Source organism: Streptomyces syringium (assembly GCF_017876625.1).
Classification (GTDB): Bacteria; Actinomycetota; Actinomycetes; order Streptomycetales; family Streptomycetaceae; genus Streptomyces; species Streptomyces syringius.
This window is the reverse complement of record NZ_JAGIOH010000001.1, coordinates 5,804,510-5,818,242: the sequence shown is the minus strand read 5'-3', so window position 1 is coordinate 5,818,242 and position 13,733 is coordinate 5,804,510. Positions and strand designations below refer to the sequence as shown.

Here is a 13,733-nt window from a genome sequence, read left to right as displayed (position 1 = left end):
CGCTAGGGGGCGCAACCCGCGATGGAGCTCATGCCGTCGGCCCATGTCGACACCTTTCCGCGCGACCATCTGCCCCCCGGCGGTCAGTGGCCGGACCTCCGCTTCGACCTGCCGGGGGCGCGCGGACCGCGCTACCCCGACCGTCTCAACTGCGGTGTCGAGCTGCTGGACGCGACGGTGGCGCGGCTGGGCACGGACCGGCCCGCCGTGCGGGACGGCGAGGGCGGCGTCTGGTCGTACGGCGAGCTGACCGCCCGGGTGAACCGGATCGCCCGCACGCTCACCGAGGACCTCGGCGTGGTCCCCGGCAACCGGGTCCTGTTACGGGGCCCCACCACGCCCTGGCTGGCGGCCTGCTGGCTCGCGGTGATGAAGGCGGGGGCGGTGGCGGTGACCGTGCTGGCCGCGCAGCGCCCGCACGAACTCGCGACGATCTGCGAACTCGCGCGGGTACGGCACGCGCTGTGCGACGCCCGGTCGACCGACGACCTGGTCGCGGCCGGGGTACCGGACCTGGCGATCACGCCGTTCGGCGGGGGCGACGGGGGTGATCTGCTGCGGCTCGCGGCCAAAAAATCCATAGCGTACGCACCTGTCGAGACCTCCGCGGACGACGTCGCGCTCATCGCCTTCACCTCCGGCACGACCGGACGCCCCAAGGGCTGTATGCATTTCCACCGTGACGTGCTCGCCATGGCCGACACGTTCTCCGCCCACGTCCTGCGGCCGCGCCCCGACGACGTCTTCGCGGGCAGCCCGCCGCTGGGCTTCACCTTCGGACTCGGCGGGCTGCTCGTCTTCCCGCTGCGCGCGGGCGCCCAGACCCTGCTAGCCGACTGGGGCGGCCCCCGGCGGCTGCTCGCCGACATCGAACGGCACCGCGTCTCGGTGCTGTTCACGGCGCCGACCGCCTACCGTGCGATGCTCGGCGAACTCGGCGCGTACGACGTCTCCTCGCTGCGCCGGTGCGTCTCCGCGGGCGAGCACCTGCCCGCCGCCCTCTGGCACGACTGGCAGCACGCGACGGGGCTGCGCGTCATCAACGGCATAGGCGCCACCGAGATGCTGCACATCTTCATCTCCGCGGCCGACGAGGCGGCCCGGCCCGGTGCGACCGGGCTGCCGGTGCCCGGTTACGAGGCACGGGTGGTGGGCGCCGACGGCCGTCCGCTGCCGGACGGCGAAGCGGGGCTGCTGGCCGTGCGCGGCCCGACCGGCTGCCGCTATCTGACGGACGTGCGTCAGCGCGACTACGTGCAAGGCGGCTGGAACCTCACCGGGGACACCTACATCCGGGACGAAGACGGCTACTTCCACTATGTGGCCCGCGCCGACGACATGATCATTTCGGCGGGGTACAACATCGCGGGCCCCGAGGTCGAGGAAGCGCTGTTACGCCATCCCGACGTCCTCGAAGCGGCCGTCGTCGGGCGGCCGGACAGCCGGCGCGGCCAGGTGGTCGTCGCGCACGTGGTGCTGCGGGCGGGCGTGCCGCGTACCGAGGAGACCGTCGCGGAGCTGCGGGAGTTCACCAAAAAGGAGATCGTTCCCTACAAGTGCCCTCGCGAGATCGAGTTCCTGGACGCCCTTCCCCGCACGCCCACCGGCAAACTCCAGCGCTTCAGGCTGCGCGCGGGAGCTTTACAGTTTCCCCGTGACTGACCAGCCGACTGACCAGCCGACAGATCCGCAGCCGTCCCACACCCCCAGGTCCCTCATCGTCACCTTCTACGGCGCGTACGGGCGCGGCAGCGCCGACGACCCGGCCGGTCCGGTACCCATCGCGGCCCTCATCCGGCTGCTCGGCGCCGTGGGCGTGGACTCCCCGTCGGTGCGGTCCGCCGTCTCCCGGCTCAAGCGGCGCGGGCTGCTCGTCGCGGGCCGCACGGCGGCCGGGGCGGCGGGTTACGGGCTGTCGGACGACGCCCGCGAGCTGCTGCGCGACGGTGACCGGCGGATCTACGGCCGCCCCCCGGCGCGGGCCGGCCAGGGGTGGCTGCTGGCCGTCTTCTCCGTTCCCGAGGAGGAACGGCACAAGCGGCACCTGTTGCGCTCCCGGCTGACCAGGCTGGGGTTCGGCACGGCGGCACCCGGGGTGTGGATCGCCCCGGCGCACGTCCACGAGGAGACGCGGCACACCCTGGAGAGGCTCGGACTGGACGCCTATGTCGACCTGTTCAAGGGCGGCCACCTCGGCTTCGACCCGACCCCCGAGGCGGTGGCCCGGTGGTGGGACCTGGACGCGCTGGCGACACAGCACCGCGCGTTCCTGGACGCCCACGAGCCCGTGCTGCGGCGCTGGGCGCGCCGGCGGACGCTGCCGCCGGAGGAGGCCTACCGCGACTACCTGCTCGCGCTGGACTCCTGGCGGCGGCTGCCGTACGCCGACCCGGGGCTGCCGGCCTCACTGCTGCCGGACCGGTGGCCGGGCGGGCGGGCCGCCCGGGTCTTCGGCGCCCTGCACGCACGGCTGCGGGACGCGGGCGGGCGGTTCGTCGCACCGGTCCTTGCGTAGCCGGGCTTCCTGCCCTCCGGTGCTGCCGTTCCCCCGGTCAGACCGTGCGCCCCGTCGGTGGCTTGCGGCTGCCCGCCCGGTACGGCTGTGGCCAGGGCGCGCCGGGGCCGGTGTAGCCCTGGTCGGCCGCGGCGTGCAGGGTCCAGTTCGGGTCGTAGAGGTGCGGGCGGGCGAGGGCGCAGAGGTCCGCACGGCCCGCCAGGACCAGCGAATTGACGTCGTCCCAGGAGGAGATGGCGCCGACCGCGACGACGGGGACGCCCACCTCGTGGCGGATCCGGTCGGCGAAGGGCGTCTGGTACGAGCGGCCGTAGGCGGGCTGCTCGTCGGGGACGACCTGGCCGGTGGAGACGTCGATGGCGTCGGCACCGTGGTCGGCGAAGGCGCGGGCGACGGCGACCGCGTCGTCGGCGGTGGTGCCGCCGGCGGCCCAGTCGGTGGCGGAGATGCGGACCGTCATGGGCCGCTCGGCGGGCCAGACGGCTCTGACGGCGTCGAAGACCTCCAGGGGGTAGCGCAGCCGGCCTTCGAGGTCGCCGCCGTAGGCGTCGTCGCGCCGGTTGGTGAGGGGGGAGAGGAAGCCGGACAGCAGATAGCCGTGCGCGCAGTGCAGTTCGAGGAGGTCGAAGCCGGCCCGGGCGGCGGACCGGGCGGAGCGCACGAACTGCTCTCGGATGGCGGCTAGTTCCGGTCCCGTGAGGGCCTTGGGGGTCTGGTTGACACCGGGCCGGTAGGGCAGCGGGGACGCGGCGACGAGGGGCCAGTTGCCGTCGGGGAGCGGCTGGTCGATGCCCTCCCACATGAGGCGGGTGGAGCCCTTGCGGCCGGAGTGGCCGAGCTGGACGCCGATGGCGGTGCCGGGGGCCCGGGTGTGCACGAAGCCGGTGACGCGGCGCCAGGCGTCCTCGTGTTCCGGTGCGTACAGGCCGGTGCAGCCCGGGGTGATCCGGCCCTGGGGGCTGACGCAGACCATCTCGGTCATGACGAGCCCGGCGCCGCCGAGGGCACGGGCGCCGAGGTGGACGAGGTGGAAGTCGTCCGGGGTGCCGTCGACGGCGGAGTACATGTCCATCGGGGAGACGACGACACGGTTGCGCAGGGTCAGTTCACGCAGCCGGAAGGGGGTGAACATCGGCGGTGTCCCGGGGGGTATGCCCGCTTCGCGCTCGACGGCGGCGACGAAGTCCGCGTCCCGCAGGCGCAGGTTGTCGTGGGTGACGCGGCGGCTGCGGGTGAGGAGGTTGAAGGCGAACCGGCGGGGCGGCTGGTCGACGTGGACGGCGAGGTTCTCGAACCACTCCAGGCTGGCGCGGGCCGCGCGCTGGGTGGACGCCACCACCGGGCCCCGTTCGGCCTCGTAGGCGGCCAGGGCCTCGGCGACCGTGGGCCGGTCCGTCAGATGGGCGGTGAGGGCGAGGGCGTCCTCGACGGCGAGCTTGGTGCCGGAGCCGATGGAGAAGTGCGCGGTGTGGGCGGCGTCGCCGAGCAGCACGGTGTTGCCGTGGGACCAGCGTTCGTTGACGACGGTCCGGAAGGCGGTCCAGGCGGAGTGGTTCGAGCGCAGGGGGCGCCCGCCGAGGAAGTCCGCGAAGTACTTGCCGCACTGTTCGATGGAGGCGTCCTCGTCGCAGCGGTCGAGGCCGGCGCGCCGCCATACCTCCTCGCGCATCTCGACGATGACGGTGCTCGCGCGGGGCGAGAAGGGGTAGCCGTGCAGCTGCATCAGACCGTGTTCGGTCTCGGCCAGCTCGAAGCGGAACGCGTCGAGGGCGAAGTCGGCGGCGAGCCAGATGTAGCGGCAGCGGTGTGTAGTGAGGGTGGGGCGGAAGGCGTCTCGGTGGGCGTCGCGGGTGCGGCTGTGCACCCCGTCGGCGGCGACGACGAGATCGTGGGAGCGGGCCAGCTCGGCGGCGGGCGGTGCCTCGGTGGAGAAGTGCAGGGTGACTCCGAGGGCGCGGCAGCGCTCGTGGAGGATCTCCAGGAGCCGACGGCGGCCGAGGGCGGCGAAGCCGTGTCCGCCGGAGGTCAGCACGCGCCCGCGGTGGACGACGTCGATGTCGTCCCAGCGGACGTACTCCTCGCTCAGGGCACGGTGGACGACCGGGTCGGCGCTCTCGATGCCGCCGAGGGTCTCGTCGGAGAGGACGACCCCGAAACCGAAGGTGTCGTCGGGGGCGTTGCGCTCCCAGAGGGTGACCCGGTGTCCGGGGTCCTGACGTTTCAGCAGCGCCGCGGTGTAGAGACCGCCGGGTCCGCCGCCGATGACCGCGACCTTCATCGTCACCGCCCCTGCCACTTGGGGGGCCGCTTCTCGGTGAACGCGGCGTGGAATTCGGCGTAGTCGGCGCCGTTCATCAGCAGTGCCTGGGTGGCGGCGTCCAGCTCGACGGCGGCGGCGAGCGGCATGTCGAGTTCCGCGGTGAGCAGGGCCTTGGTCTGGGCATGGGCGAGGGCGGGGCCGTCGGCGAGACGCCGGGCGAGCGTCTGCGCCGCGGCGGCCGCCTCACCCTCGTCTGCCAACTGGCTGATGAGGCCGATGCGTTCGGCCTCGGGTGCGCGCACGCTCTCGCCGAGCATCAGCAGCCGGGTGGCGTGGCCGAGGCCGACGACGCGGGGCAGCAGATAGGCGGCGCCCATGTCGCCGCCGGAGAGGCCGACCTTGGTGAAGAGGAAGGCGAAGCGGGCGGTCGGGTCGGCGACGCGGAAGTCGGCGGCGAGCGCGAGGACGGCGCCGGCGCCCGCCGCGACCCCGTGGACGGCGGCGATCACCGGGAAGGGGCACTCGCGCAGGGCCCGTACGACCTGGCCGGTCATGCGGTTGAAGTCGAGTAATTGGCCGGTGTCCATGGCCAGGGTGGCGCCGATGATCTCGTCGACGTCACCTCCGGAGCAGAAGCCGCGGCCCTCGCCGCCGAGCACGAGGGCCCGTACGGAGCCGTCGCGGGCCAGCTCGGGCAGCAGGTCGCGAAGGTCGGCGTAGGCGCCGAAGGTCAGGGCGTTGAGCTTGTCGGGCCGGGCGAGGGTGACGGTCGCGACGCCCTCGTCGAGAGTCAGGCGCAGGTGCCGCCATTCCTCGGTGCGGTGCGCGGAGCCGGTGAACGGACTCATGGAGCACGGCCTCCTTCAGCCGGTGGCTGGTGCGTGCCTGCCCGGCGAAGTTATCACCGAAGCGTGACTGTCGTCACGAGTGCGCGATAGGCATGGGCCGGGAGACGACGGGGGCCGACAGCGGGGACGGCAAGGGCCCGGCACCCCCGTGAGCGGGGGTGCCGGGCCCTTGCCCGCGTGCGTCGGCCGGGCTCAGTCGCCCAGGGTCGCCACCAGCACGGCCTTGATCGTGTGCATCCGGTTCTCGGCCTCGTCGAAGACGACGGAGTGCACCGACTCGAAGACCTCGTCGGTCACCTCCAGCGAGGTCAGCCCGTGGCGCTCGTGGATCTCCCGGGCGACCGAGGTGCCGAGGTCGTGGAAGGCGGGCAGGCAGTGCAGGAACTTCACCGCCGGATTGCCGGTCGCGCGCAGCACGTCCATGGTGACCGCGTACGGGGCGAGCAGCGCGATCCGCGCGTCCCACACCTCCTTGGGCTCCCCCATCGACACCCATACGTCGGTGGCGACGAAGTCGGCGCCGAGCACCCCTTCGGCGACGTCCGCGGTCAGTGTGATGCGGGCGCCGCTCGTCTCGGCCAGGCGCCGCGCCTCGGCGACGACCTCCGGGGCCGGCCAGAGCTCCTCGGGGGCCACGATCCGTACGTCCATGCCGAGGAGGGCGCCGGTGACCAGGTAGGAGTTGCCCATGTTGTACCGGGCGTCGCCGAGGTAGGCGAAGGCGACGTGCTCCAGCGACTTGGCGGTGTGCTCGCTCATGGTGAGGACGTCGGCGAGCATCTGGGTGGGGTGCCACTCGTCGGTCAGGCCGTTGAAGACCGGCACCCCGGCGTGCGCGGCCAGCTCCTCGACGACCTCCTGGCCGTGGCCGCGGTACTCGATGCCGTCGAACATCCGGCCGAGCACCCGTGCGGTGTCCCGGACGGACTCCTTGTGCCCGACCTGGGAGCCCGCGGGGTCCAGATAGGTCGTCCGGGCGCCCTGGTCGGCGGCGGCCACCTCGAAGGCGCAGCGGGTGCGGGTCGAGGTCTTCTCGAAGACGAGCGCGATGTTCCGGCCCCGCAGCCGCGGCTCCTCGGTGCCCGCGCGCTTGGCCGCCTTGAGTTCCGCGGCCAGCTCGATCAGACCGTGGAACTCCTCCGCGGTGAAGTCCGTCTCCTTGAGGAAGTGGCGGCCCTTGAGGTCTGTCGCCATGGGGTGGGCTCCTAGTCACGACTACAGGGGAAAATCGGAACTATATACGATCCTTCGCATCTCTATGCATGGCGTCCCGCTGTGGGATGGGCCACGTGCGAGGGCCGCTCCCTCAGCCCGAGGACACCGCGTCCCGCTCGACCGGGCAGCTCATACAGCGCGGGCCGCCCCTGCCCCGGCCCAGCTCACTGCCCGGGATCGTGATGACCTCCACTCCATGTTTGCGCAGGAACGTATTGGTCGTCGCGTTGCGCTCGTACGCGACGACCACCCCCGGCTCGATCGCCAGCACATTGCAGCCGTCGTCCCACTGCTCGCGCTCCGCCGCGTGCACGTCCTGGGTCGCGGTGAGCACCCGGATGTCGTCGAGCCCGAGGGCGGCGGCGATCGCACGGTGCATGTGCTCCGGGGGGTGGTCGGTGACCTTCAGCTCGTTCTCGCTCGCCCCGGGTTCGATCGTGTACGAGCGGAGCATGCCCAGCCCCGCGTACTGCGTGAAGGTGTCGCCGTCGACCATCGTCATCACGGTGTCCAGATGCATGAACGCCCGCGTCTTGGGCATGTCCAGCGCCACGATCGTGCGGGCCGACCCGGCCGCGAAGAGGCCGCGGGCCAGCATCTCCACGGCCTGCGGGGTGGTCCGCTCGCTCATGCCGATCAGCACCGCGCCCTCCCCGATGACGAGGACGTCGCCGCCCTCTATCGTCGACGGGTAGGCCGCCTGGCCCTCGGACCAGAGGTGGAAGCCGCCCCGGGAGAAGAGCGGGTGGTGCCGGTAGACGGCCTCGTAGTGCACGGTCTCGTGCCAACGGGCGGGCCAGCGCATGGCGTTGATGCACACCCCGTCGTACACCCAGGCCGAGGTGTCGCGGGTGAAGAGGTGGTTGGGCAGCGGATTGATCAGGAAGTCGTCGAGGTCCATGACGTGGAAGCGCACGGACACCGGCTCCGCGTGCCGCTCCAGGAACTCGCGCTTGGTCATCCCGCCGACGAGTGCCGAGGTCAGCTCGGCGGCGGTCGTCGCGTCGAACGCGGCTCTCAGATGGTCGGTGGCGAGCGGCCCGTACTCCTTCTCGTCGAAGACCCGGTCCAGCACGAGCGAACGCGCCGCCGGCACCACGAGGCTCTCCTGCAACAGGTCCTGGAAGAGATGCACCTCCACCCCGCGGTCGCGCAGCACGTCGGCGAAGCCGTCGTGCTCGGCGCGGGCGCGACGTACCCAGAGCACGTCGTCGAAGAGGAGGGCGTCCTTATTGGTCGGGGTGAGCCGCTTCAGCTCCAGGTCGGGGCGGTGCAGGATGACGCGGCGCAGCCGCCCGGCCTCGGAATCGACATGGAATCCCATCTCTCCATCCTGGCCCCATCGCACCGTGATCACTCGGCACCCGGCGCGCGGAAGCCGTCGTGGCGGCTCCGGCGGGACCCGGCTCGGGTCCGCGGCGGGGTGGCGCCGCGGACCGTGCCAGGACCGGTCGGGGTCCGATCGGAGCCTTACAGCCGGGGGTCCACCGGGCCTACAGCCGGGGGTCCACCGGCTCGGACTCCAGGGCGAGGACGGCGAAGACCGCTTCGTGGACGCGCCACAGCGGCTCCCCGGCCGCCAGCCGGTCCAGCGCCTCCAGACCGAGGGCGTACTCCCGCAGGGCGAGCGAGCGCTTGTGGCCGAGGTGGCGCACGCGCAGCCGGGCGAGGTTGTCCGGGCGGGTGTACTCCGGGCCGTAGATGATCCGCAGGTACTCCCGGCCACGGCACTTGATACCCGGCTGCACGAGCCGGCCGTCGGCACCCCGCAACAGCGCGCCGAGGGGCTTGACGACCATCCCCTCGCCACCGGCGGCGGTCAGCTCCAGCCACCAGCGCACGCCCGCGGCGACGGACGCCTCGTCCTCGGTGTCGACGACCAGCCGGCCGGTGGGGGCGAGGAGACGGTTCAGGTAGGGGGCGTCTCCCTCGGCGGGCGCGGCCTCCAGGGAGGCCTCGGCCTCGATCAGGCGGTCGATCAGCGCGAGCTGCTCGTCGTGCGGGAGCGCGGCGAGCGAGCGCCCCCGGGCGGCCAGGATCTGGAACGGGGCCAGGCGGATGCCGTCCAGGCCGTCCGTGCCCCCGGAGCCGGCCTCGGCCCGTCCCGGGCGTCCGGGCGCCGGCTCCTCGCGCTCGCCCGGTCGGCCCCGCGTGGTGTCGCCGACCGGCCAGCAGTAGCGCCCGTAGGCCTCGGTGAACGCCTCGGCGTCCTCGGCCCGCTCGCGCTGGCGGCCGAGCAGGTCGGCGACGTCCACCCCGCGGGCGGCGGCGGACTCCAGGGCGGTGAGCACCCCGGGGAAGACCGTACGGGCGGCCGCGCCGACGGCCGCGTACTGATGGCGCAGCAGGCCCGCCGCCTTGAGCGACCAGGGCATCAGCTCGGCGTCCAGCAACAGCCAGTCCGTGTCGAGCTCCGCCCACAGGCCCGCCGCGTCGACGCAGCGGCCCAGCCGGCCGAGGACGCGCTCGGTCATCTCCGGGTCGTCGAAGAACGGCCGCCCGGTGCGCGTGTACAACGCCCCGGAGGCACCTCCCAGGGCGCCTTCCGGTCCTTGGGTTCCTTGGGGGGCTTGGGTGCCCTGGGGGGTGCCGAACCGCTCGCGGGCCACGTCCGCGTCACGGCAGAGGAGGACCACGGCGCGCGAGCCCATGTGCTTCTCCTCGCAGACGACCTGGCGCACACCGTCGGCGCGGTAGGCGGCGAAGGCCTCCGCGGGGTGCTCCAGATAGCCCTCCTCCTTGGACGTCGCGCAGGGCGCCATGGTCGGCGGGAGATAGGTGAGCAGCCGGGGGTCGACCGCGAAGCGGCTCATGACCTCCAGGGCCGCCGCCGCGTTCTCCTCCTTCACGGCGATGCGGCCCATGTGGCGGGTCTCCACGGACCGGCGGCCCGTGACGTCGGCGAGGTCGAGCGGGCGCCCGTCGGCGCCGCCCGGGGCCTCGCTCGCGAGCGGCTTCGTCGGCTCGTACCAGACGCGCTCGGCGGGCACGTCCACGAGCTCGCGCTCGGGCCAGCGCAGGGCGGTCATCCGGCCGCCGAAGACGGCGCCCGTGTCGAGGCAGATGGTGTTGTTGAGCCAGTTGGCCGATGGGGTCGGGGTGTGGCCGTAGACCACGGCGGCACGGCCGCGGTAGTCCTCGGCCCAGGGGTAGCGCACGGGCAGGCCGAACTCGTCGGTCTCGCCGGTCGTGTCGCCGTACAGGGCGTGCGAGCGGACCCGGCCGGAGGTGCGGCCGTGGTACTTCTCGGGCAGCCCGGCGTGGCAGACGACGAGCGCGCCGCCGTCGAGGACGTAGTGGCTGACGAGGGACTCGATGAACTCCCGCACCCGGGCGCGGAAGTCCGGGTCGGCGGCGTCCTCGCGCTCCAGCTGCTCGATGGTCTCGGCGAGACCGTGGGAGTGCTGGACCTTGCGGCCGCTCAGATAACGGCCGAGCTTGTTCTCGTGGTTGCCGGGGACGCACAGGGCGTGCCCGGCGGCGACCATGCCCATGACGAGGCGCAGCACACCGGGGCTGTCGGGGCCGCGGTCGACCAGGTCGCCGACGAAGACGGCGGTGCGCCCGTCGGGGTGCGCGGCGTCCACCGGACGGCCGGCGTCGTCGCGGGTCAGGGCGTAGCCCAGCCCGGTGAGCAGGGTCTCCAGCTCGGACCGGCAGCCGTGGATGTCGCCGACGATGTCGAACGGGCCGGTGACGTGCCGCAGGTCGTTGAAGCGGCGCTCCCGGACGATCTCGGCCGCGTCGGTCTCCGCGGCGCCCCGCAGGACGTGCACCTTGCGGAACCCCTCACGCTCCAGATGGCGCAGGGAGCGGCGCAGTTCGCGCTGGTGGCGCTGGATGACTCGGCGCGGCAGCCCGGCCCGGTCGGGGCGGGCGGCGTTGCGCTCGGCGCAGACCTGCTCGGGGATGTCGAGGACGATCGCGACGGGCAGCACGTCGTACTGGCGGGCCAGGGCCACGAGCTGCTTGCGGCTCTCGGGCTGGACGTTGGTCGCGTCGACGACGGTGAGCCGCCCGGCGGCGAGCCGCTTGCCCGCGATGTAGTGCAGGACGTCGAAGGCGTCACCGCTGGCGCTCTGGTCGTTCTCGTCGTCGCTGACCAGGGCACGGCAGAAGTCGGAGGAGACGACCTCGGTGGGCTTGAAGTGCCGCGCGGCGAAGGTGGACTTGCCGGAACCGGTGGCGCCGACGAGGACCACGAGGGACAGGTCGGGCACAGCGAGCGTGCGGTGGCCGGGGGCCGGGGTCGGGTTTGGATCCGGGGCCGGGGTCGGGGTGGGGCCGTTCAGCGCGTTCATACCGCCTTCGCCTCCTTCGCGGTCTCGTTGTGCGGGGTGTTACGGGGCGGGGTGTCGCTCTTCGGCTTGTGGAAGACCGCCATCTGGGTGGGCGGCCCCACATCCGGGTCGTCGGGGCCCACCGGGGCGAACTCCACCGCGTATCCGTGTCGTCCGGCCACTGTGTCCGCCCAGGCGCGGAATTCTTCCCGGTTCCACTCGAAGCGGTGGTCCGCGTGCCGGACGTGCCCGGCGGGGAGGGATTCCCAGCGCACGTTGTATTCCACGTTGGGCGTGGTCACCACGACCGTGGCGGGCCGGGCAGCGCCGAAGACGGCGTACTCCAGGGCGGGCAGCCGGGGCAGGTCGAGGTGCTCGATGACCTCGCTGAGCACGGCCGCGTCATACCCGGTGAGCCGACGGTCGGTGTAGGAGAGCGAACCCTGCAGCAGCCGCACCCGCGCCGACTGGCGCTCGGTCATGCGCTCCAGCCGCAGCCGTCGCGACGCCTCCCTGAGCGCGCGCATCGAGACGTCGACGCCGACGATCTCGGTGAACCGCGCGTCCCTGATCAGCTCCCCCACCAGCTGGCCCTGCCCGCACCCGAGGTCGAGCACGCGCTCCGCGCCGGCCGCGCGCAGGGCGTCGACGATCGCCTCCCGTCGCCGCACGGCCAGCGGTACCGGCTTCTCCTCGGTGTCCGTCTCCTCGTCGACGGCGTTGTCGAGCTCTTCGGCCTCGGCGTCGTCCGCCTCGGCGAGCCGGGCGAGGGCATCGCGGGTGAGCGACCAGCGGCGGGCGAGATAGCGGCTGGTGATGAGCCGCTGCTCGGGGTGGCGCTCCAGCCAGCCGGCACCGGCGCGCAGCAGCTTCTCCACCTCGTCGGGCGAGACCCAGTAGTGCTTGGCGTCGTCCAGCACCGGCAGCAGCACGTACAGATGCCGCAGCGCGTCCGCGAGCGGCAGCTCGCCCTCCAGCACGAGCTGTACGTAGCGCGAAGTGCCCCACTCGGGGAACCGCTCGTCCAGCTCCACCGGCCGGGCCGTCACCGCCCAGCCCAGCGGGGCGAAGAGCCGCTCCACCAGCCCCGCGCCGCCCCGGGCCGGCAGCACGGGTACCTCGATGCGCAGGGGCATCGGCGTGCCCGGCAGCTCCGGGCGGGCGGCGCACTGGCCCTTGAGGGCGCTGGAGAAAACGGCGGCGAGCGCCACCGCCAGCAGCGAGGACGCCGCGTACGGCCGGTCGTTGACGTACTGCGCCAGCGCCGAGTCGGGGGCGCCGCCCCGGCCTTGGCCCTTGCTCCTGCGCACCAGCGCCACGGGGTCGATCTCCAGCAGCAGCGCCGCTGTGCAGCGCTCCGCCGTCGCCTCGGGGTAGAGGACGTGCGCGGTGCCGTGGGAGGTCGAGAACCGCTGCGCCCGGTCGGGGTGTTTGTGCAGCAGAAACCCGAGATCGGTCGCGGGGGCCCCGGCCGTGCCGGTGGTACTTATCGTCAGGAACACGCGACTGAGTATCGCCGGACGCGTCCGGCGTCTGCTATCCGTTTTCGGGGTGGTGAATTTCGGGGTGATGAGTTTCGGGGTGGCGGGGCACCTCCCTGTCGTCACCCGTGTCGAGGAGGCGGGCCAACTCCGCGATCCGGTCCGGGCCGACCCGGCAGCATCCACCGATGAGCCGCGCCCCCGCCGCCTGCCACGCCCCCACCCGTTCGGGGTCGAAGTGGGCACGCCCCCGCCAGTCCCGTGCCCGCGCATCCCACTCCTCCCCACTGTTCGGATACACCACCACCGGCTTCCCGGTCGTCCGTGCCGCGATCTCCACGGCCCGGTCGACATCACGCGGCTCACAGCAGTTGACGCCCACGGCGATGACCTGTTCGTCGTCCGCGGCGAGGGCGAACGCCTCGGCGAGCGACTGCCCCGCCCGGGTCCGCTCCCCCACGACGCTGTACGACAGCCATACGGGCACCCCGCAGCCCCGCACCGCCGCCAGCAGCGCCCGTGCCTCGTCCGTGTCCGGCACGGTCTCCAGCGCGAGCACGTCCGGCCCGGCCGCCACCAGGGCCTCGATCCGGGGCCGGTGGAAGCGCTCCAGCTCACCGACGCTCAGCCCGTACCGCCCGCGGTACTCGCTGCCGTCCGCGAGCATCGCCCCGTACGGCCCCACGGACGCGGCGACCCACACCTCCCGTTCGCCCCTCGCGTCCTCCCCGGCACCCGCGGCCCCCGCAGCCTGCCGCGCGAGCTCCACGCTCCGCCGCAGCAGGCCCGCGGCCTCCTCCGGCCCCAGGCCACGCCGGGCGAACCCCTCGAACGTGGCCTGGTAGCTGGAGGTGATCAGCACCCGCGCGCCCGCCCGTACGTACGCCGCGTGCGCCTGCTCGATCTGCCCCGGATCGTCGGCGAGCAGCCGCGCCGACCAGAGCTCGTCGGACAGGTCACAGCCCTGCGCCGCCAGTTGGTTGGACAGACCGCCGTCCAGGACGAGCGGTCCGCGCGCGAGCGCGGTGGCGAGCGGCGTGCTGGGGGCAGGGGTGGGGACGGGGGCGGGGGCGGCTGTCACCGGCTGCTCCTCGGGAGCGGTGTGCGACGGCTGGCCGACGGGCGGCAGCCGAC

Annotated in this window: 9 protein-coding genes; 2 read left to right on the top strand and 7 right to left on the bottom strand. The window is 73.2% G+C overall.

The window, feature by feature from the left end:
- The first annotated feature begins 21 nt into the window (after nt 1-21).
- Complete coding sequence (locus tag JO379_RS25940) at nt 22-1,662, top strand: AMP-binding protein (protein ID WP_130881733.1); 1,641 nt, start codon at nt 22-24, stop codon at nt 1,660-1,662.
- Complete coding sequence (locus JO379_RS25935) at nt 1,655-2,515, top strand: PaaX family transcriptional regulator (protein WP_130881734.1); 861 nt, start codon at nt 1,655-1,657, stop codon at nt 2,513-2,515. The genes JO379_RS25940 and JO379_RS25935 overlap by 8 nt, the downstream gene beginning before the upstream one ends.
- A gap of 37 nt (nt 2,516-2,552) precedes the next feature.
- Here the strand turns inward: JO379_RS25935 and JO379_RS25930 are convergent, their stop codons facing one another.
- From JO379_RS25930 to mmuM, 7 genes are all read right to left on the bottom strand, one after another.
- A complete protein-coding gene (locus tag JO379_RS25930) occupies nt 2,553-4,793 on the bottom strand; it encodes a bifunctional salicylyl-CoA 5-hydroxylase/oxidoreductase (RefSeq protein WP_130881985.1) in 2,241 nt (746 codons plus the stop codon).
- 2 nt (nt 4,794-4,795) lie between these two features.
- Nucleotides 4,796-5,623, bottom strand: a complete 828-nt coding sequence (locus tag JO379_RS25925) for an enoyl-CoA hydratase family protein (RefSeq protein WP_130881735.1) — start codon at nt 5,621-5,623, stop codon at nt 4,796-4,798.
- 192 nt (nt 5,624-5,815) lie between these two features.
- The gene (argF, locus tag JO379_RS25920; protein ID WP_130881736.1) at nt 5,816-6,817 is read right to left on the bottom strand and encodes an ornithine carbamoyltransferase; all 1,002 of its coding nucleotides are present in this window, start codon (nt 6,815-6,817) and stop codon (nt 5,816-5,818) included.
- Nucleotides 6,818-6,929: 112 nt separating this feature from the next.
- Complete coding sequence (locus JO379_RS25915; protein ID WP_209517169.1) at nt 6,930-8,162, bottom strand: arginine deiminase; 1,233 nt, start codon at nt 8,160-8,162, stop codon at nt 6,930-6,932.
- A 169-nt stretch (nt 8,163-8,331) separates the two neighbouring features.
- Nucleotides 8,332-11,139, bottom strand: coding sequence for a polynucleotide kinase-phosphatase (locus tag JO379_RS25910; protein WP_209517167.1), 2,808 nt, complete (start codon nt 11,137-11,139; stop codon nt 8,332-8,334).
- A complete protein-coding gene (locus JO379_RS25905) occupies nt 11,136-12,620 on the bottom strand; it encodes a 3' terminal RNA ribose 2'-O-methyltransferase Hen1 (protein WP_209517165.1) in 1,485 nt (494 codons plus the stop codon). The genes JO379_RS25910 and JO379_RS25905 overlap by 4 nt, the downstream gene beginning before the upstream one ends.
- A 34-nt stretch (nt 12,621-12,654) precedes the next feature.
- Nucleotides 12,655-13,680, bottom strand: coding sequence for a homocysteine S-methyltransferase (gene mmuM / locus JO379_RS25900; RefSeq protein ID WP_209517163.1), 1,026 nt, complete (start codon nt 13,678-13,680; stop codon nt 12,655-12,657).
- Between the last annotated feature and the right edge of the window lie 53 nt (nt 13,681-13,733).